Origin of the sequence: Pseudomonas sp. IT-P258 (assembly GCF_949767825.1) — a bacterium.
Classification (GTDB): Bacteria; Pseudomonadota; Gammaproteobacteria; order Pseudomonadales; family Pseudomonadaceae; genus Aquipseudomonas; species Aquipseudomonas monachiensis.
In genome coordinates this window covers 158,443-177,994 of sequence record NZ_CATKPU010000032.1, presented here as the reverse complement: position 1 = coordinate 177,994, position 19,552 = coordinate 158,443, and the positions used below count along the sequence as shown (strand labels likewise).

20 protein-coding genes are annotated in these 19,552 nt (G+C 58.8%); 16 read left to right on the top strand and 4 right to left on the bottom strand.

Going from position 1 to position 19,552, the window contains the following annotated elements; translation table 11 throughout:
- The first annotated feature begins 39 nt into the window (after positions 1-39).
- The 3 genes from eno to ispD all read left to right on the top strand — a co-directional run bounded on the left by eno (position 40) and on the right by ispD (position 2,483).
- Positions 40-1,329 (top strand): phosphopyruvate hydratase, encoded by a 1,290-nt coding sequence (gene eno, locus ACM6G4_RS13430; protein ID WP_056720952.1) that lies wholly within the window; start codon positions 40-42, stop codon positions 1,327-1,329.
- Positions 1,330-1,500: 171 nt separating this feature from the next.
- Complete coding sequence (gene ftsB, locus ACM6G4_RS13425; protein ID WP_007996937.1) at positions 1,501-1,779, top strand: cell division protein FtsB; 279 nt, start codon at positions 1,501-1,503, stop codon at positions 1,777-1,779.
- Positions 1,776-2,483: a 2-C-methyl-D-erythritol 4-phosphate cytidylyltransferase gene (gene ispD / locus ACM6G4_RS13420; RefSeq protein WP_409078240.1), complete on the top strand. Its 708-nt coding sequence runs from the start codon at positions 1,776-1,778 to the stop codon at positions 2,481-2,483. Before ftsB ends, ispD begins: the two co-directional genes overlap by 4 nt.
- Positions 2,484-2,573: 90 nt before the next feature.
- Here ispD and ACM6G4_RS13415 read toward each other — a convergent pair whose 3' ends face one another.
- Positions 2,574-3,470, bottom strand: coding sequence for a LysR substrate-binding domain-containing protein (locus tag ACM6G4_RS13415; protein WP_414913863.1), 897 nt, complete (start codon positions 3,468-3,470; stop codon positions 2,574-2,576).
- A 107-nt stretch (positions 3,471-3,577) separates the two neighbouring features.
- On the opposite strand from ACM6G4_RS13415, the gene ACM6G4_RS13410 reads away from it, so the two are divergent.
- The 8 genes from ACM6G4_RS13410 to rpoS all read left to right on the top strand — a co-directional run bounded on the left by ACM6G4_RS13410 (position 3,578) and on the right by rpoS (position 10,713).
- Positions 3,578-4,690, top strand: coding sequence for an S-(hydroxymethyl)glutathione dehydrogenase/class III alcohol dehydrogenase (locus ACM6G4_RS13410; protein WP_056720945.1), 1,113 nt, complete (start codon positions 3,578-3,580; stop codon positions 4,688-4,690).
- Between the two features lie 8 nt (positions 4,691-4,698).
- Positions 4,699-5,544 (top strand): S-formylglutathione hydrolase, encoded by an 846-nt coding sequence (gene fghA / locus ACM6G4_RS13405; protein ID WP_414913862.1) that lies wholly within the window; start codon positions 4,699-4,701, stop codon positions 5,542-5,544.
- A 43-nt stretch (positions 5,545-5,587) separates the two neighbouring features.
- Positions 5,588-6,061, top strand: coding sequence for a 2-C-methyl-D-erythritol 2,4-cyclodiphosphate synthase (gene ispF, locus ACM6G4_RS13400; RefSeq protein WP_056720941.1), 474 nt, complete (start codon positions 5,588-5,590; stop codon positions 6,059-6,061).
- The gene (truD, locus tag ACM6G4_RS13395) at positions 6,058-7,116 is read left to right on the top strand and encodes a tRNA pseudouridine(13) synthase TruD (RefSeq protein ID WP_056720940.1); all 1,059 of its coding nucleotides are present in this window, start codon (positions 6,058-6,060) and stop codon (positions 7,114-7,116) included. The genes ispF and truD overlap by 4 nt, the downstream gene beginning before the upstream one ends.
- A complete protein-coding gene (gene surE, locus ACM6G4_RS13390) occupies positions 7,104-7,853 on the top strand; it encodes a 5'/3'-nucleotidase SurE (RefSeq protein WP_056720938.1) in 750 nt (249 codons plus the stop codon). The genes truD and surE overlap by 13 nt, the downstream gene beginning before the upstream one ends.
- Before the next feature lie 41 nt (positions 7,854-7,894).
- Complete coding sequence (locus tag ACM6G4_RS13385; protein ID WP_172435346.1) at positions 7,895-8,530, top strand: protein-L-isoaspartate(D-aspartate) O-methyltransferase; 636 nt, start codon at positions 7,895-7,897, stop codon at positions 8,528-8,530.
- 212 nt (positions 8,531-8,742) lie between these two features.
- Positions 8,743-9,600, top strand: coding sequence for a peptidoglycan DD-metalloendopeptidase family protein (locus tag ACM6G4_RS13380; protein WP_082562880.1), 858 nt, complete (start codon positions 8,743-8,745; stop codon positions 9,598-9,600).
- Positions 9,601-9,705: 105 nt separating this feature from the next.
- A complete protein-coding gene (rpoS, locus tag ACM6G4_RS13375; RefSeq protein ID WP_056720931.1) occupies positions 9,706-10,713 on the top strand; it encodes an RNA polymerase sigma factor RpoS in 1,008 nt (335 codons plus the stop codon).
- A gap of 472 nt (positions 10,714-11,185) precedes the next feature.
- On the opposite strand, the gene fdxA is transcribed toward rpoS, so the two are convergent.
- Positions 11,186-11,509: a ferredoxin FdxA gene (gene fdxA, locus ACM6G4_RS13370; RefSeq protein ID WP_414913861.1), complete on the bottom strand. Its 324-nt coding sequence runs from the start codon at positions 11,507-11,509 to the stop codon at positions 11,186-11,188.
- A gap of 142 nt (positions 11,510-11,651) precedes the next feature.
- Positions 11,652-14,231: a DNA mismatch repair protein MutS gene (gene mutS / locus ACM6G4_RS13365; RefSeq protein WP_056720925.1), complete on the bottom strand. Its 2,580-nt coding sequence runs from the start codon at positions 14,229-14,231 to the stop codon at positions 11,652-11,654.
- 209 nt (positions 14,232-14,440) lie between these two features.
- On the opposite strand from mutS, the gene ACM6G4_RS13360 reads away from it, so the two are divergent.
- The 5 genes from ACM6G4_RS13360 (at position 14,441) to recX (ending at position 17,925) form a co-directional block, all read left to right on the top strand.
- Entirely contained in the window at positions 14,441-15,175 is a 735-nt protein-coding gene (locus ACM6G4_RS13360) for a LexA family transcriptional regulator (RefSeq protein WP_414914030.1), read from the top strand.
- Positions 15,176-15,346: 171 nt separating this feature from the next.
- Positions 15,347-15,688, top strand: a complete 342-nt coding sequence (locus ACM6G4_RS13355; RefSeq protein ID WP_056720923.1) for a phage holin family protein — start codon at positions 15,347-15,349, stop codon at positions 15,686-15,688.
- Between the two features lie 118 nt (positions 15,689-15,806).
- The gene (locus tag ACM6G4_RS13350) at positions 15,807-16,307 is read left to right on the top strand and encodes a CinA family protein (RefSeq protein ID WP_056722269.1); all 501 of its coding nucleotides are present in this window, start codon (positions 15,807-15,809) and stop codon (positions 16,305-16,307) included.
- Between the two features lie 83 nt (positions 16,308-16,390).
- The gene (gene recA / locus ACM6G4_RS13345) at positions 16,391-17,449 is read left to right on the top strand and encodes a recombinase RecA (RefSeq protein ID WP_046041172.1); all 1,059 of its coding nucleotides are present in this window, start codon (positions 16,391-16,393) and stop codon (positions 17,447-17,449) included.
- 8 nt (positions 17,450-17,457) lie between these two features.
- Positions 17,458-17,925 (top strand): recombination regulator RecX, encoded by a 468-nt coding sequence (recX, locus tag ACM6G4_RS13340; RefSeq protein ID WP_056720921.1) that lies wholly within the window; start codon positions 17,458-17,460, stop codon positions 17,923-17,925.
- A gap of 46 nt (positions 17,926-17,971) precedes the next feature.
- On the opposite strand, the gene ACM6G4_RS13335 is transcribed toward recX, so the two are convergent.
- Positions 17,972-19,090, bottom strand: a complete 1,119-nt coding sequence (locus ACM6G4_RS13335) for a TIGR00730 family Rossman fold protein (RefSeq protein WP_056720919.1) — start codon at positions 19,088-19,090, stop codon at positions 17,972-17,974.
- Positions 19,091-19,552: the final 462 nt, after the last annotated feature.

Sequence of the window (19,552 nt, the reverse complement as noted above, 5' to 3'; positions counted from 1 at the left end):
AGCTGCGTCGTTTTCGTCAACTTTGGAGTGTTTACAACAATGGCTAAAATCGTCGACATCAAAGGTCGTGAAGTTCTCGACTCCCGTGGCAATCCCACCGTGGAAGCGGACGTGCTTCTCGACAACGGCATCATCGGCAGTGCCTGCGCGCCGTCCGGTGCTTCCACTGGCTCGCGTGAAGCGCTCGAGCTGCGTGATGGCGACAAGAGCCGTTACCTGGGCAAGGGCGTTCTGAAGGCCGTAGCCAACATCAATGGTCCGATCCGCGACCTGTTGAAAGGCATGGATCCAAGCGACCAGAAAGCGCTCGATCTGGCAATGATCAAGCTCGACGGTACTGAAAACAAAGGTTCCCTGGGCGCCAACGCGATCCTCGCCGTTTCCCTGGCCGCGGCCAAGGCAGCAGCACAGGACCAGGACCTGCCGCTGTACGCTCACATCGCCAACCTGAACGGCACCCCGGGTGTCTACTCGATGCCGGTTCCGATGATGAACATCATCAACGGTGGCGAGCACGCCGATAACAACGTCGACATCCAGGAGTTCATGGTTCAGCCGGTTGGTGCCAAGTCTTTCTCGGAAGGCCTGCGCATGGGCACCGAGATTTTCCACCACCTCAAGGCTGTACTGAAGGCCCGTGGCCTGAGCACTGCCGTGGGTGACGAAGGTGGTTTCGCACCGAACCTGGCTTCCAACGAAGACGCTTTGAAAGTGATCTCCGAAGCCGTGGCCAACGCCGGTTACAAACTGGGCACCGACGTGACCCTGGCTCTGGACTGCGCAGCCAGCGAATTCTACGAAGACGGCAAGTACAACCTGTCCGGCGAAGGCCAGGTGTTCACCGCCGAAGGTTTCGCTGATTACCTGAAAGGTCTGACCGAGCGTTACCCGATCATCTCCATCGAAGATGGCCTGGACGAGTCCGACTGGGCTGGCTGGAAGATCCTCACCGACAAGATCGGCGAGAAGACCCAACTGGTAGGCGACGACCTGTTCGTCACCAACACCAAGATCCTGAAAGAAGGCATCGACAAAAAGATCGCCAACTCGATCCTGATCAAGTTCAACCAGATCGGTACCCTGACCGAAACCCTGGAAGCCATCCAGATGGCCAAGGCTGCCGGTTACACTGCCGTGATCTCGCACCGCTCCGGCGAAACCGAAGATTCGACCATTGCCGACCTGGCCGTGGGCACCTCGGCTGGCCAGATCAAGACCGGCTCCCTGTGCCGTTCCGACCGCGTTTCCAAGTACAACCAACTGCTGCGTATCGAAGAACAGTTGAACGGCAAAGCCAAGTACAACGGTCGCAGCGAGTTCCGCGGCTGATTGTTAAATGGTAAATAGTCAGCGGATTGTGTCGAAAAAATCGCAACGGCGACGTTTTTTGCCACTAATCTGATGCCTTATATGCACAAGCCTGGTTCTTCCAGGCTTCGTGCTATCAGAAGCTTCACGTTTTGGCATGGCTGTCTTTTTTCACTGGATACCTGATATTCGATGCGCAGTCCCAATTGGTTGTTCCTCGTCTTGCTCCTGCTGCTGGCTGGCCTGCAGTACCGTCTGTGGGTGGGTAATGGCAGCCTGGCGCAAGTGGCCGAGTTGACTCAGCAGATTGCCGATCAGCAAGCTGAGAACCAGGCGTTGCTGGAGCGCAACCGGGTGATGGACGCCGAAGTCAGTGAGTTGAAAAAGGGCATGGAGACCGTCGAAGAGCGGGCTCGCCATGAGTTGGGCATGGTCAAGGATGGTGAAACCCTTTACCAGCTGGCCCAATGATTAATTCGTTACCGGCCTTCTGGGCCGTGATTCCTGCCGCGGGCATCGGTGCCCGTATGGCCGCGGACCGTCCCAAGCAATACCTGCAACTGGGCGGGCGCACTATTCTCGAACACAGCCTTGGCTGTTTCCTTGATCACCCATGCCTGAAAGGCCTGGTGGTCAGTGTTGCTGTTGACGATCCTTATTGGCCGAACCTGGCGTGTGCGAATGATCCACGTATTGCCCGGGTCGAGGGCGGCGCCGAACGTTCCGGCTCGGTGCTCAATGCCTTGCTGCATTTGCATGCGCAGGGTGCCGACGATGAGGATTGGGTACTGGTTCACGATGCCGCGCGGCCTAACCTCAGTCGTGACGATCTGGACAAGTTGCTGGCTGAACTGGCTGACGATCCTGTCGGCGGACTGCTGGCGGTTCCGGCGCGGGATACGCTCAAGCGGGTCGACAAACACGGTCGTGTGGTCGAAACCGTGGACCGCAGTGTGATCTGGCAGGCCTACACGCCGCAGATGTTTCGCCTTGGGGCGTTGCATCGCGCACTGGCTGACAGTCTGGTGGCCGATGCCGTTATTACCGACGAAGCCTCGGCGATGGAGTGGGCAGGTTTGGCACCGCGGCTGATCGAAGGGCGGTCCGATAACCTCAAGGTTACGCGTCCTGAGGATCTTGAATGGTTGAGACAGCGTTGGGCTAATCGTCGCTAGTAGATCGCAGCCTGCGGCAGTTCCTACAAAGATCGATTACGTATCACCTGAAGTCCTGTAGGAGCTGCCGCAGGCTGCGATCTTTTGATCTTAAATCCTGTACTCCGGCCTTTGAGCCAACCCCTCCTTCAAAAAGTCCACCAACTTGCGCACTTTCGGCGACAAATGCCGCTGCTGCGGATACAGCGCCCAAACCGCCGTATTCGGTGGTTGATGTGCTTCCAGCAATGAAATCAACGCGCCGCTATTCAAATGCTCCAGCACGTAATAGTCCGGCAACTGACAAAGCCCTACGCCTTGCAGTGCGGCATCCAGTACCGCTTGCCCACTGTTGCAACGCCAGTTTCCCTGGACCCTTTGCGAAAATTCCCGTCCGTTCTGTTCCAGTTGCCACAGGTCCGAACTGCCGATTAGGCAGTTGTGGCGGCTCAGTTCCGACAGGCTGTGCGGGCGACCGTAGCGCTCAAGGTAGGAGGGCGATGCACAGAGAAACATGCGACGCGGTGCGAGGCGGGTGGCGACCAGCCGTGAATCCTGTAAGCGCCCGAGGCGAATCGCCAGGTCGAGGCCTTCGTGCACCAGGTCAAGCTGGCGATTGGTCAGTTCGATGTCGATACGCAGTTGCGGATACAGTCCCATGAAGCGGGTCACCAGCGGCACGATGAAACGCTCGCCGTAAGCCACGGCGCAGGTCATGCGCAGCATGCCCTTGGGTTCGCTGGTCAGGTCACCGACCGCGCGCAACGCCTCTTCGCGGCCGTCCTGTAAACGCTGGCAATGTTGCAGGAAGGTTTGCCCGGCTTCGGTCAGCGTGACCCGACGGGTACTGCGGTAGAGCAGACGGGTTTGCAGGCGTTCTTCAAGGCGTACGATTTGTCGACTGACGTGGGAGGAGGAAACCCCCAGGCGCTGCGCCGCAGCGGTGAACTGGCTGCATTCGGCAACGGCGACAAACTCGTCGATCCCTTCCCAGCGATTTTCGGACATCGAAGATTATCCCTGTACAGCAATAATATTTTGCATTTACATCGATTATTCATCGTTGAGCCATGTATTACACTCCCTGTCTCGTTTTTATTCACTGGAGAGTCATCATGATCAAGTCGCGCGCCGCCGTTGCCTTCGAGGCCAAGAAGCCCCTTGAAATCGTTGAAGTCGATGTCGCCATGCCCAAGGCCGGCGAAGTCTTGCTGCGCGTGGTGGCCTCCGGTGTTTGCCATACCGATGCCTACACATTGTCAGGCGCAGATCCGGAAGGCATTTTTCCGTCAATTCTCGGCCACGAAGGTGGTGCGATCGTGGAGGCGATTGGCGAGGGCGTGACCTCCGTTGCGGTCGGCGATCATGTGATCCCGCTGTACACCCCGGAATGCCGTCAGTGCAAATTCTGCCTGTCGGGTAAAACCAACCTCTGCCAGGCGATTCGCGCGACCCAGGGCAAAGGCCTGATGCCGGACGGCACTTCGCGTTTTTCCTACAAGGGCCAGCCGATTTTCCATTACATGGGCACTTCCACTTTTTCGGAGTACACCGTGCTGCCGGAAATTTCCGTGGCGAAAATTGCCAAGCAAGCACCGCTGGAAAAAGTCTGCCTGCTGGGCTGCGGCGTCACCACCGGCATTGGTGCAGTGCTCAACACCGCCAAGGTGAAACCGGGTGATACCGTGGCCATTTTCGGCCTCGGCGGCATCGGTCTGTCGGCTGTCATCGGCGCCGTAAAAGCCAAGGCTGCCCGCATCATCGCCATCGACATAAACCCGGCCAAATTCGAGATCGCCAAACAGCTGGGCGCAACCGACTGCGTGAACCCGAAAGACTTCGATCGTCCGATCCAGGAAGTCATCGTCGACATGACTGATGGCGGGGTCGATTTTTCCTTCGAGTGCATCGGCAATGTGCAGCTGATGCGCGCGGCACTGGAGTGCTGCCACAAGGGCTGGGGCGAGTCGGTCATCATCGGCGTTGCCGGTGCCGGCCAGGAAATCTCGACCCGTCCGTTCCAGTTGGTCACCGGTCGCGTCTGGCGGGGTTCGGCGTTCGGCGGTGTGCGCGGCCGTACCGAGTTGCCAAGCTATGTGGAGATGGCCGAGACCGGTGAGATTCCGCTGGATACCTTCATCACCCACACCATGGGCCTGGAAGATATCAACAAGGCGTTTGACCTGATGCACGAAGGAAAAAGCATCCGCTCCGTCATCCATTTCTGAGGTCCGCCATGAGCCTGGAAAACATCTCCTGCCAGAAAAGCTTCGGCGGCTGGCACAAGCGCTATCGCCATCGCTCGGAAGTGCTCGGCTGCGACATGGTGTTTGCCGTGTACCTGCCGCCGCAGGCGGAGCAGGGCGGCAAGCTGCCGGTGCTGTACTGGTTGTCCGGCCTGACCTGTACCGATGAGAACTTCATGCAAAAGGCCGGCGCCATGCGCATGGCCGCCGAGCTGGGGCTGATCATCGTCGCACCGGATACCAGCCCTCGCGGTCCTGAAGTGCCGGGCGATCCGGATGGCGCCTGGGACTTTGGCCTCGGCGCCGGTTTTTACCTGAATGCCACCCAGGAACCGTGGTCGCGGCATTATCGGATGCATGACTATGTCGTGCAGGAATTGCCGACATTGGTCGAAGCCCATTTCCCTGCGTCGGACAAGCGCGGTATCAGCGGACATTCCATGGGCGGCCACGGTGCGCTGGTCTGTGCCTTGCGCAATCCGGGGAGTTATCAGTCGGTGTCGGCGTTCTCGCCGATCAACAATCCGATGGATTGCCCGTGGGGGCAGAAGGCCTTCTCCCGCTATCTGGGAGAGGACCGTTCGAAATGGCGCGAATGGGATGCCTGCGCGTTGATTGCCGAGGTCGATGAAAAGCTGCCGCTGTTGGTCGACCAGGGTGATCGCGACGATTTCCTCGCCAACCAGCTCAAGCCGGAAGCCTTGCAGCAGGCGGCCAAACAGGCGGGTCACCCATTGACGTTGCGTCTGCAACCGGGCTACGACCACAGCTATTTCTTCATTGCCAGTTTCATCGATGAGCACTTGCGGCATCACGCGCATGCTCTGGTTGGCTAATGCAGGTAGAATCACGCCCTGACAAAAATCGGGGCGTTTTTTTATGCGTATTGGCCACGGCTATGATGTGCACCGTTTCGCTGAAGGCGATTTCATCACTCTGGGCGGCGTGCGCATTGCACACAGCTTCGGACTGCTCGCTCACTCTGACGGTGACGTCCTCCTGCACGCCTTGAGCGATGCCTTGCTTGGCGCCGCGGCACTGGGCGACATCGGCAAGCATTTCCCGGATACCGACCCGAAATTCAAGGGTGCCGACAGCCGTGCGCTGTTGCGTCACGTCGTCGCACTGGTCCATGCCAAAGGCTGGAAAGTCGGTAACGTCGATAACACCATCGTCGCCCAGGCGCCGAAAATGGCCCCGCATATCGAATCGATGCGCGCGCTGATTGCCGCGGATCTTCAAGTAGAGTTGGATCAAGTGAACGTGAAAGCTACCACCACCGAAAAGCTCGGCTTTGTCGGTCGCGAAGAAGGCATTGCCGTGCACTCCGTTGCCTTGTTGCTGCGCGCATGAACGAACTGCAATTGCTCGGCCCGCGGGCTTACGGTGAGGCCCTCGGCACGGCGGTCCTGAAAGCGATCGCGGAAGATTTCCAGGTCGACGAAGTCCTCGACATTCCCCTCAGCGGCGAAGGCGAACACCTGTGGATCTGGGTGGAAAAGCGCGGCCTCAATACTGAAGAAGCGGCGCGACGGATTGCCAAGGCTGCCGGCGTGCCATTGCGCACCGTCAGTTATGCCGGGCTCAAGGACCGTCAGGCGTTGACTCGCCAGTGGTTCAGCGTGCAACTGCCAGGCAAGGCCGACCCTGATCTGTCAGCGGCAGAAAACGATACGCTGAAGATCCTCAAGACCGCCCGCCACAAGCGCAAACTGCAACGCGGTGCCCACTCGGCCAATGGTTTTACGTTGCGCCTGACGCAATTTTCCGGCGACAAGGTCGCGCTTGAAGAGCGTCTGCAATTGATCGCCAAACAAGGCATCCCCAATTATTTCGGCGCCCAGCGTTTCGGTCATGACGGCGGCAACGTCATCGATGCTCGCGCCTGGGCCGCGCGCAAGGCCTTGCCGGAGCAGCGCAACGTGCGCTCGCGTCTGCTCTCCACGGCGCGCAGTTTTCTGTTCAATCAGGTGCTGGCCGCACGAGTGGCCGATGGCACCTGGCAGCGTGCCCAGGTGGGCGATCTGCTGGCGTTCACCGACAGCCGCAGCTTTTTCCCGGCAGGCGAAGCCGAGTGCAGCGACCCGCGCCTGGCGATTCTCGATCTGCATCCGACCGGTCCGCAGTGGGGCGAAGGTGACTCGCCGGCCACGGGCGTTGTCCATGAACTGGAGCAGGCCATCGCCGCACGCGAAGCGGATTTGCGTGACTGGTTGATCAACGCCGGAATGAGCCACGAACGTCGCATCCTGCGGCTGCCCATTGGCGGGTTGACGTGGCATTATCCCTCGCTGGACATTCTGCAACTGGAATTCGTCCTGCCGGCCGGATGCTTCGCCACCGTATTGGTGCGCGAGCTTGTTGATCTGGTGCCGGTGGGGCAGACGGACAGCCCATGCGTATTCTGATTTCTAACGACGATGGGGTAACAGCACCCGGTCTCGCCGCGCTTTATGCTGCGCTGGCGGATTACACCGAGTGCGTGGTTATCGCCCCGGACCAGGACAAGAGCGGCGCCAGCAGTTCGCTGACGCTCGACCGTCCGTTGCACCCGCAAATCCTGGCCAACGGCTTTATCAGCCTCAATGGCACGCCAACCGATTGTGTGCACCTGGGCCTCAACGGCCTGCTGGAGCGCGAAGCGGACATGGTGGTTTCCGGTATCAACCTGGGCGCGAACCTGGGGGACGATGTCCTGTATTCCGGTACAGTGGCGGCGGCCCTTGAGGGGCGTTTCCTGAAACACCCTTCCTTTGCCTTTTCGCTGGTCTCACGCCAGGTAGATAACCTTCCCACGGCTGCCCATTTCGCGCGCAAACTGGTTGAAGCCCATGCTGATCTGGATCTGCCACCGCGTACGGTACTGAACGTGAACATTCCCAATTTGCCGCTGGACCGTATCCGCGGTATCCAGCTGACTCGCCTGGGCCATCGCGCCCGAGCCGCGGCACCGATGAAAGTGGTGGATCCGCGGGGCAAGTCCGGTTATTGGATCGCCGCGGCCGGGGATGCCGAAGATGGCGGCCCGGGTACCGATTTCCATGCAGTGATGCAGGGTTATGTTTCGATCACGCCGCTGCAACTGGATCGCACCTTCAATGATGCCTTCAGAAGTCTGGACGGCTGGCTGGAGGGGTTGCGCTGATGGGTCGCGAACAAGACGATATGCTGCGCCGCGGCATCGGCATGACCTCCCAGCGAACCCGGGAGCGGCTGATCCAGCGCCTGTACGAAGAAGGCATCTCCAACGCCAGGGTGCTGGAGGTCATTCGCCGGACCCCGCGCCATCTGTTCGTCGACGAAGCGCTGGCGCACCGTGCCTATGAAGACACCGCGCTGCCGATTGGCAACAACCAGACCATCTCCCAGCCTTATATGGTGGCGCGCATGAGCGAGCTGCTGCTGGAGGCCGGTCCCCTCGACAAGGTGCTGGAGATCGGTACCGGGTCGGGTTATCAGACGGCGGTGCTGTCGCAACTGGTCGAGCGTGTGTTCTCGGTCGAGCGTATCAAGGTTCTGCAGGATCGGGCAAAGGAACGTCTGGTCGAACTGAACCTGCGCAACGTGGTGTTCCGCTGGGGCGATGGCTGGGAGGGCTGGCCGGCACTGGCACCGTACAACGGGATTATCGTCACCGCAGTGGCGACCGATGTGCCCCAGGCACTGCTTGACCAGTTGGCACCGGGAGGCCGGATGGTGATCCCGGTCGGGGCCGGCGAAGTCCAGCAATTGATGCTGATCATCCGCGAGGAACAAGGTTTTTCCAGGCATGTCCTGGGGGCTGTGCGCTTCGTGCCATTGCTCAATGGGCCACTGGCCTGAGCATTTGTTTCGGCACGCTGAATTCTCTTCGATTGCCTTTGTCTTACAGCGGCATCGTTGTGTTAAACGGGATTCATCGTCAGGCAGCAAACGTGTGCGCGACACCGATTCGCCACATTAAAGGTAAAGCGGGCACGGCCCGTTATACTTGCGACAGTTCATTACCGGACTCCGGTATTTCACATTTTCAGCCACCACAGAGGGAGCGGCGGGTGAGTCTCACAGTCATTGCGCAGCGTATGAGTAAAACGAGCTTTCAGCGCCTGGTGACTGGCCTTGTCTTGAGCACGTTGCTGGTCGGTTGTTCCAGCAACAAGTCCAGCGATGTTCGTGTCGTCGACCGCAACAACGCCGCAACCCAGCGTCCGGCCGTGACCACCGGACAATACGTGGTTCGGCCCAAGGACACCCTGTTTTCCATTGCCTTCCGTTACGGCTGGGACTACAAGGCCCTGGCGGCACGCAACAACATTCCCGCGCCTTACACCATCCGCCCGGGTCAGACGATTCGCTTTGATGGTCGTACCGATTCAACGTCGACGGCGGTGGTCAGTTCGTCCAGCTCAACACCTTCGTCGTCGAGTAAAACCACGGTCATCCGTCGTTCGGCAAACGGTACGACCACCAGCACCACGACGGTTGTACCGTCCGTCGCGAGCAAGCCTGCACCCGCTCCGTTGCCCCCTCCCGGGCCAGCCCCGACCGGCTGGGGATGGCCATCTAATGGCATTCTGATTGGAAAATTCTCTTCAAACGGTAGTTTGAATAAAGGAATTGATATCGCCGGAGATTTGGGACAGCCTGTTTTAGCTGCGTCTGATGGGACGGTGGTATACGCCGGGAGTGGCTTAAGGGGCTACGGCGAATTAGTAATCATCAAACACAGTGAAACCTACGTCAGTGCCTACGGACATAACCGCAGGTTGTTGGTTCGGGAGGGGCAGCAGGTCAAGGTCGGACAGACAATTGCCGAAATGGGGTCAACGGGTACAGACCGGGTGAAACTGCATTTTGAGATTCGCCGCCAAGGTAAACCTGTAGATCCGCTGCAATTCCTGCCACGTCGTTGATCGCTTACCAGCCTGTTCCGTCGCGTAGAGGGGACAGGCTCCAGCGTTGCCAGGGATAAAGGCGCCGCTTGAGCTTGAGGTCGAACTCACCAAAGGACTATAACAATGGCTCTCAGTAAAGAAGTGCCGGAGTTTGACATCGACGATGAGGTTCTCCTGATGGAGAGCAGCATCGATACGGATTCGATGTCGAATGATGAAGGGGCGGCTCCACCTTCCGTTCGTGCCAAATCCAAACACTCCGCATCCTTGAAACAACACAAGTACATTGACTACACGCGGGCACTTGATGCCACGCAGCTGTATCTCAATGAAATTGGTTTCTCTCCCCTGCTATCACCCGAAGAAGAAGTTCATTTTGCGCGCCTGTCGCAAAGTGGCGATCCGGCCGGGCGCAAACGCATGATTGAAAGTAACCTGCGGCTGGTGGTGAAAATCGCCCGGCGTTACGTCAATCGTGGGCTGTCGCTGCTGGACCTGATCGAAGAGGGCAACCTCGGCTTGATCCGGGCGGTGGAGAAGTTCGATCCGGAACGCGGTTTCCGCTTCTCGACCTACGCGACCTGGTGGATTCGCCAGACCATCGAACGCGCAATCATGAATCAGACCCGGACCATCCGGCTGCCGATCCATGTGGTCAAGGAGCTGAATGTGTACCTGCGGGCCGCGCGGGAGCTGACGCAAAAACTCGACCATGAACCCTCACCCGAAGAAATCGCCAACCTGCTGGAAAAACCGGTGGGAGAGGTCAAGCGCATGCTCGGCCTTAACGAACGGGTTTCTTCGGTCGACGTCTCGCTGGGTCCGGATTCGGATAAAACCCTGCTCGATACCCTGACTGACGACCGTCCAACCGATCCATGCGAACTGTTGCAGGACGATGACCTGTCCCAGAGCATCGATCAATGGCTCTCGGAACTGACCGACAAGCAACGCGAAGTGGTCATACGCCGCTTTGGCCTGCGCGGTCATGAAAGCAGCACCCTTGAAGACGTAGGCCTGGAAATCGGCCTGACCCGCGAGCGGGTCAGACAGATTCAGGTGGAAGGCTTGAAGCGGCTACGCGAGATCCTGGAAAAAAATGGTCTGTCGAGCGAGTCGCTGTTCCAATAAGGCACTCACTGCTCAGGCAATGAAACCCCCGACTGGTTCGGGGGTTTTTATTGCCTGAGCAGAAGACCGAATCCTCTCGGAATTTTGGTTTCGTGCTGTAAGCCCAGGCTTACACTTGCGTAAGTGTTCGTTATTTTTACACCCTGGCAATCGTCCATGTTGAACGTTTTGTGTGTTCATCTTTTTGATTTATATAACTATTTTTTATTATTAATGACGTGTGACAGTTGGGATTCGCGCCAAGGGGCCATTGATCCCGCAGGGGAACACTCTAGTATTGAGGTTGTGTCGACGGACAGACACGGCCTTCAAGGATGAGGGATATGGATATCGCAGGACGCGATTCATCAGGACGATGAAAAGGAACACAGGGAATAGGGAAAAAATGTGGGCGGGTCAAACCGCCCCTTTTTTTTGCCTGCAGAAAAGCAAAAAGGCCCTTGTGGGGCCTTTTTCGCGAACGCGGGGGTAATCAGCGTTCGAGGTCTGCGATCTTGCCTGGCTTGCCGTCCCACTCTTCAGCATCAGGCATCGACTCTTTCTTCTCGGTGATGTTCGGCCAGATATCGGCCAACTCAGCGTTCAGCTCGATGAAGTTTTCCATGCCGGCCGGAACCTCATCTTCGGAGAAGATAGCCACGGCAGGGCATTCAGGTTCGCACAGCGCGCAATCGATGCACTCATCCGGGTGAATCACCAGGAAATTCGGGCCTTCGTAAAAGCAGTCCACCGGACAGACTTCTACGCAGTCGGTGTACTTGCACTTGATGCAGTTGTCGGTGACGACGAAGGTCATTTCTAATTTTCTCCTCAGGCGCGGCTTGCTGCGCCCCTTCTCGTAGGGGTCGCCAGGTTCGGGAGCGATAGTCTGCTGGCCAGGCTATTAGCCAGCAGCATCCCAAACCGCGCGAGATTCTAACAGCTTGCAAGCCGCTGCGTTAGATCCGTGTCTTTAGTGTATAGAGCATTTCGAGAGCACGACGTGGCGTCATGTTGTCCAGGTCGAGCTTGGCCAGGTCATCCAGCACCGGGTGCGGCAGGCTGGCAAACAGATCGCTTTGCTGCGGAGCCGCTGGTTTGCCCTTGGCCGGTGCCGGTGTTTCATGGGGCAGGGCGGTGTCTTCCAGGCGGCTCAAATGCTCGCGAGCACGGGTGATGACCTCGCTCGGTACGCCTGCCAGTTGCGCAACGGCCAGGCCATAACTCTGGCTGGCCGGCCCGGGCAGCACGTGGTGCAGGAACACGATGCGTTCGTTGTGCTCGGTGGCATTGAGGTGCACGTTGGCCACCAGCGGCTGGGCTTCCGGCAGGACGGTCAGTTCAAAGTAGTGGGTGGCGAACAGCGTGTAGGCACGCAGGTGCGCCAGGCGCTCGGCCGCCGCCCATGCCAGGGACAGACCGTCGAAGGTGCTGGTGCCGCGTCCGACTTCGTCCATCAGCACCAGGCTGCGCTCGGTGGCGTTGTGCAGGATGTTCGCGGTTTCGCTCATTTCCACCATGAAGGTCGAACGCCCGCCGGCCAGGTCATCGCTGGAACCGATCCGGGTGAAGATGCGGTCGACCAGCGACAATTCGCAACTGGCTGCCGGCACGAAGCTGCCGATGTGCGCCAGGAGCACGATCAAGGCGGTCTGGCGCATGTAGGTGGATTTACCGCCCATGTTCGGACCGGTGATCACCAGCATGCGGGTGTTGTCGTCCAGGCTCAGATCGTTGGCCACGAATGGCGTGGTCAGCACTTGTTCGACCACCGGGTGACGACCCTGGGTGATGCGCATGCACGGCTCGCTGACGAAGCGCGGGCAGTTCAGGTCGAGGTTCAGTGCTCGTTCGGCCAGGTTGCTCAAGACATCCAGCTCGGCCAGGGCGCCGGCGGTGTCCTGCAACGGTGGCAGCTGGCTGATCAGGTCTTCGAGCAACGCTTCGTAGAGCATCTTCTCGCGGGCCAGGGCGCGGCTCTTGGCTGATAGTGCCTTGTCTTCGAACGCCTTGAGTTCCGGCGTAATGAAACGCTCGGCGCCTTTGAGCGTCTGGCGGCGAATGTAGTCGGCCGGTGCCGATTCCGCCTGCTTGCTTGGCAGCTCGATGAAGTAACCGTGGATGCGGTTATAGCCGACCTTCAGGTGCGACAGGCCGGTGCGAGCCTTTTCCCGTGCCTCGAGGTCGATCAGGAATTGCCCGGCGTTTTCGCTCAGCGACTGCAAATCGTCGAGTTCGCTGTCGTAGCCGGTTTTCAACACGCCGCCATCACGAATGACGGCGGGCGGGTTGTCGATGATGGCTTTTTCCAGCAGTGCCGCCAGTTCCGGGTAGGTGCTGGTGATGGTGGCGAGTTGCTGGAGGTGCGGGGCTTCGAGCTCCGTCATTGCCACTTGCAGTTCTGGCAGGGCGCCGAGGGCGTCACGCAAGCGGGCGAGGTCGCGGGGGCGGGCATTGCGCAGGCCGATCCGCGCAAGAATCCGCTCGATGTCACCGATTTCCTTGAGCTGCGGTTGCAGCCTTTCGAAGCGGTAACTGTCGAGCAGGCAAGTGATCGAGCTCTGACGCGCCAACAGCACCGTCAAGTCGCGCAACGGGCGATTCAGCCAGCGGGTCAGCAGGCGACTGCCCATGGCGGTCTGGCAGCGGTCCACCACCGATTGCAGGGTGTTGTCGCGGCCGCCGGCCAGGTTGGTGTCGAGCTCCAGGTTGCGACGGCTGGCGCCATCGAGCACCACGGTGTCGTCCAGGCGCTCATGACGCAGGCTGCGCAAATGGGGCAGGGCGGTGCGTTGGGTTTCCTTGGCGTAGGCCAGCAGGCAACCGGCGGCGCCGATGGCCAGGGTCAGGTTTTCGCAGCCGAAGCCCTTGAGATCCTGAGTCGAGAATTGCTGGCACAGGCTTTTGAGCGCCGAGTCGCGTTCGAAATCCCACGGCGCGCGGCGACGCACACCGCGACGTTTTTCCGCCGGCAAGTCCTTGGGCCAGTCATCCGGGATCAGCAGCTCCACCGGGTTGACCCGCTCCAGTTCCGCCAGCAGGTTTTCCCAGCCCTTGATTTCCAGCACGCTGAAGTTACCGCTGGTGATGTCCAGCACCGCCAGGCCGAACAGGCGCTCATCGCCCAGGACTGCAGCGATCAGGTTGTCCCGACGCTCGTCGAGCAGCGCCTCGTCACTCACCGTCCCCGGTGTGATGATGCGCACGACCTGCCGCTCCACCGGCCCTTTGCTGGTGGCCGGGTCGCCGACCTGCTCGCAGATCACCACCGATTCGCCAAGCTTCACCAGTTTTGCCAGGTAACCCTCGGCGGCGTGGTAAGGAATCCCGCACATCGGAATCGCCTGGCCAGCCGACTGTCCACGGGCGGTCAGGGTGATGTCCAGCAACTTGGCGGCTTTCTTCGCGTCTTCATAGAAGATCTCGTAGAAGTCGCCCATGCGGTAGAACATCAGCTGGTCCGGGTGCTGGTTTTTCAGGCGCCAGTACTGCTGCATCATGGGGGTGTGGGAGGACAGGTCGGAGACGGCTTTATTCATCGGATTGTCAGGAAGCTCGTTGAAAGAGGTGGGGCAAAAGCGGGGCAATGGCCGGGCTTTTCCGCGATGGGCGCAAGGTTACCATGGGCGGTCTGCCCGACGCAGGCGCCACGGCCGGGTGACATCTTTTACGATGCAAAAAACGTGATATGTATCGATTATGCAAATCGGCATTGTCTTCATCGAGAAGAGCAAGCACTATGCGAGATATGCAAAAACGCAACGTGTCTACCGTATTAAGAGCATTGCTCGATCAGCACGGGATCTCCCCCACGGAGCTCCACCGTCGCACCGGCGTGCCTCAATCCACGCTCTCGCGCATTCTCAGCGGGAAGATCGTCGATCCTTCGGATAAACATATTTCGAAGATCGCCGAGTATTTCTCCTTGAGCACCGACCAGTTGCGTGGCCGCGCGGACGTCTCGTTTGCCGCTAATGCCGGGCGCGCTCCAGTGCATTCGGAACTCAAGGATATAAGTCTGTGGGATGACGATACCCCTGTCGATGACGACGAGGTGTCGGTCCCCTTTCTTCGCGAGGTTGAATTGGCCGCGGGATCAGGAAGATTCGTCATCGAAGAAAGCGAGCGCTCTAGCCTGCGCTTTGGCAAGCGAAGCCTGCGCCATAACGGTGTGCAGTTCGACCAGGCCAAATGCGTGACAGTGCGGGGCAACAGCATGTTGCCGGTACTGCGCGACGGCGCCACGGTCGGGGTCAATGCCGGCAAGTGCGGCATTGGCGATATCGTTGACGGCGACCTTTATGCAATCAATCACAACGGCCAATTGCGGGTGAAGCAGCTGTATCGCCTGCCGACCGGTATTCGCTTGCGCAGCTTCAATCGTGACGAGCATCCGGACGAGGACTACACCTTTCAGGAAGTCCAGGAGGAGCCGATTGTTATCCTCGGCCATGTCTTCTGGTGGGGCATGTACGCTCGCTAACGCCCTTGCGCTCAAATAAAAACCGCTTCCCGAGCGGTTTTTTTTCGCGTGCTGAAAACATCGGATCATTTTTCAATGCGTTAATGCATTGACTGATTATGCATCAATGCATAATCTGCTTGCCTGTCTATTCAAGAACGCGGAGTGACCGTTCACTCAAGGAGGCATGAAATGACCGTTGAGCAATATGCATTGCTGGACATGCCTCTGTGGCTGCTCATCAGTCTGCCAATACTTGGTGGCGTTACCGGTGAAATGTGGCGTGCCGATAAAGAGGGCGTTCGTGGCTGGCCCCTTGTCCGACGCCTGGGCCTGCGGTCTGGCTCCAGCATGATCTGCGGCGCCTCGGTCATCATGCTGCTGCATGCCGCCAATGTTTCCATCTGGGCTGCCTGTGCGGGTGGTTGTTTAGCGGCGATGGCCGGTACAGACGTGGTTCTAGGGTTGTATGAGCGCTGGATGGCCAAGCGTATGGGGATCGGACATCTTCCGTCCGGTGACGTCGAAGATTGATTCCCCGACAGGCCTTTTCCAGAGCCTCTGGTTCTTTACATTTTGATCGGTCCTGTCGCTTGCAAGTGCGGTCTGCTCGTGTACGGTTAACCTCATCCCGCCCGATCAGGAGATGACCGTGAACGAAATCACCCAGCTCGCCGCCGAACTCGGCAGACGCCTGCAGGTTCTCAATGCCCACGTCACCACGGCGGAGTCCTGCACCGGCGGCGGCATCGCCGAGGCAATCACCCGTATCCCCGGGAGTTCGGCCTGGTTCGAGGCCGGTTATGTCACCTACTCCAACCGGCAGAAAACCCTGCAACTGGATGTCCCGGTAGAGTTGTTCACCACCGTGGGCGCGGTCAGTCGCGAGGTGGTCGAGGCCATGGTCCGGGGGGCGCAGAAAAAAAACAGCGCGTATTTCTCCGTGGCGGTCAGTGGCATCGCCGGTCCCGATGGTGGAACGGCGAACAAGCCGGTTGGCACGGTGTGGCTGGCCTGGGGCGTCGGAGACCAGGTGTTCTGTGAACGGCAGCACTTCCCGGGTAATCGTGACGACGTCCGCCGACAAACGGTGAAGGCCGCGCTAGAGGGGCTGCTGCGGTATGCCGCGGCAGAAATCTCAAATCAGGGGTAGGCGATCCGGAATCGCTGTGGAATAATACTGGCTACTTATACAGGTGTTGGCCGTCAGGCCTTATTGATTACGTGAGGACTTTAATGGACGACAACAAGAAGAAAGCCTTGGCTGCGGCCCTGGGTCAGATCGAACGTCAATTCGGCAAGGGTGCCGTAATGCGTATGGGCGATCAGGACCGTCAGGCGATCCCGGCCATCTCCACTGGCTCTCTGGGTCTGGACATCGCTCTCGGCATCGGCGGCCTGCCAAAAGGCCGCATTGTTGAAATCTACGGTCCTGAATCTTCCGGTAAAACCACGCTGACCTTGTCCGTGATCGCCCAGGCTCAAAAAGCCGGCGCGACCTGCGCATTCGTCGACGCCGAACACGCCCTCGACCCTGAGTACGCCGGCAAGCTGGGCGTCAACGTCGACGACCTGCTGGTTTCCCAGCCGGACACCGGCGAGCAGGCCCTGGAAATCACCGACATGCTGGTGCGTTCCAACGCGGTTGACGTGATCATCGTCGACTCCGTGGCTGCCCTGGTGCCAAAGGCTGAAATCGAAGGCGAAATGGGTGACATGCACGTGGGCCTGCAAGCCCGTCTGATGTCCCAGGCGCTGCGTAAAATCACCGGTAACATCAAGAACGCCAATTGCCTGGTGATTTTCATCAACCAGATCCGTATGAAAATCGGCGTGATGTTCGGTAGCCCGGAAACCACCACCGGTGGTAACGCACTGAAGTTCTACGCATCGGTTCGTCTGGACATCCGTCGTACCGGCGCGGTGAAGGAAGGTGATGAGGTCGTCGGTAGCGAAACCCGCGTCAAGGTTGTGAAGAACAAAGTGGCTTCGCCGTTCCGTCAGGCCGAGTTCCAGATTCTTTACGGCAAGGGCATCTACCTCAACGGCGAGATGATCGACCTGGGTGTTCTGCACGGTTTCGTCGAGAAGTCCGGTGCCTGGTATGCCTATGAAGGCACCAAGATCGGTCAGGGCAAGGCCAACTCGGCCAAGTTCCTGGCGGATAACCCGGAAGTCGCGGCAAAGCTGGAGAAGCAACTACGTGACAAGCTGCTGTCCCCTTCGTCGGTAGCAGACGCCAAAGCTTCTGCGGTCAAAGAGACCGAAGACGACCTGGCTGACGCTGATATCTGATCGAAGCGATGACCGCCGTACTCGATACACTCGTCGCGGTGCGGCGAACCGCAATGGACCTGCTCGCACGGCGCGAGCACGGTCGTGTCGAGCTGACGCGTAAGCTGCGTCAGCGCGGCGCCCTCCCTGAGATGATCGAAACAGCACTCGACCGGTTGACGGAAGAGGGGTTGTTGTCCGAAACCCGTTACCTCGAAAGTTTCGTTTCCTACCGCGCCCGTTCCGGTTATGGCCCTTTACGCATTCGTGAAGAGTTGGGCCAACGTGGCCTGCAGCGCACCGATATTGAACTCGCCCTGCGTGAGAGCGGTATCGACTGGCAGGAGCAATTGATCGATACCTGGCGACGCAAGTTCTCAGGGCAATTGCCGGCAGACGCCCGGGAGCGAGCCAAGCAAGGCAGGTTCCTGGCGTACCGTGGATACTCCATGGAAATGATCAATCGCCTGTTCAGCGGTCGAGGGATGGACGATTGAACTGAAACGGCCCGCTATCTCGATAGCGGGCCGTTTTTTTTATGCCTCACGAAACCTTTGACGGCTCCCGGGTGCGTTGTTGTACCTGGGGTTTTGATTGTGCCCAGTTTTCCGGCAGGTTGATGTAGTCCACAAGCTCGCGCAGGCGGCCATGATTGCGGGCGTTGAAGTTGAAGACCAGCCGCACCAGATGGCTGAACTCGGCTTCGTCATGTTCCTCACTACTGTAAACGTGTTGATGGAAATGATCGCTCAGGCACAGGTCGGCGAAAGCCTGCTGCATGTGTTCGAGCGCGTGGTCGCTGAGTGTGTGATTCATGCGAATCAGGAACTGATGCTTTAGCCAGCGACTGGAGTGGAAGTTGCTGTAGAACTGGTTGATGTGCTCTACCGCTTCATCGACGTTGTAGACCAGTTTCACCAGCTTCATGTCAGTGGGCAGGATGTAGTGGTTTGCCTCCAGTTGCTGGTGGATGAAGTCCAGTGCGCCTTGCCAGAATTTGCCGCCCGGCGCGTCGAGCAGTACCACGGGCACCAATGGGCTCTTGCCGGTCTGGATCAACGTCAGCACTTCCAGCGCCTCATCCAGCGTACCGAAGCCACCAGGGCACAGCACCAGGGCGTCAGCTTCCTTGACGAAGAACAGCTTGCGGGTGAAAAAGAAGTGGAAAGGCAGCAGGTTGGTCGTGCCGTCGACAGTGGGGTTGGCATGCTGCTCGAAGGGCAGGGTGATGTTGAAGCCCAGGCTGTGTGTCAGGCCGGCGCCCTCATGGGCGGCGGCCATGATGCCGCCACCGGCACCGGTAATGACCATCATGTCCGAGCGCACCAGCGCAGCACCGAGCTCTCGGGCCATGCTATAGAGCGGATGTTCCATGGGCGTGCGGGCCGAGCCGAAAACAGTGACCTTGCGTCGCCCCTTGAATTGTTCGAGCACGCGGAAAGCCTGTTCCAGTTCGCGCAGGGCTTGCAGGGTGATTTTGGCATTCCAGCGGTTGTGGTCTTCCTGGGCCATGCGCAGCACGGTCAGGATCATGTCGCGGTAGATCGGGATGTTCGGGCTGTTGGGTGAAATCAGCTTGAGTTGTTCTTCGACCTTGCTGATGAGGTCGTGGCCGCTTTCTTCAAAATGACGGCTCAGGAGGTCATTCGGTTGGTAAGGCATTCAACTTCTCCTTCTGCACAGAACCCTCGGCCCGACAATGTAAGTCGGTGCCACGACACTTCATGTGTCGCTGTCTGCCCAGGCCCATGCCTGGGCGATCTACTTGACCCGAAAGGCATCGGATCATCCAAACAGGCTCTGTTTTCCCTTGAATGAAAAAAACGTTCGCACTACACGACAAGCAACGGCCAGCCCCTTTCCAGCCTTGAAGAAGTATAGGTGGATACCCTGAAATCCAGGTCTTCACAGTTATTTGCGCTGCCTTGATCATTGCGCCACAAAGTCTTTCCTGGCAACCGCTTATTGACGATTTGCAAGGTGCTTTCACCGCTCGTCTGAACGCACGTCGCATGTGCTGCACTCTGATTTACTAAGTTACAGGTGCAACACAACAACTTTGCGTCAACGGCAAGGCGCACGGTACAAGCGATTCAAGGATTTATCACTCAAACATGAGTGAGG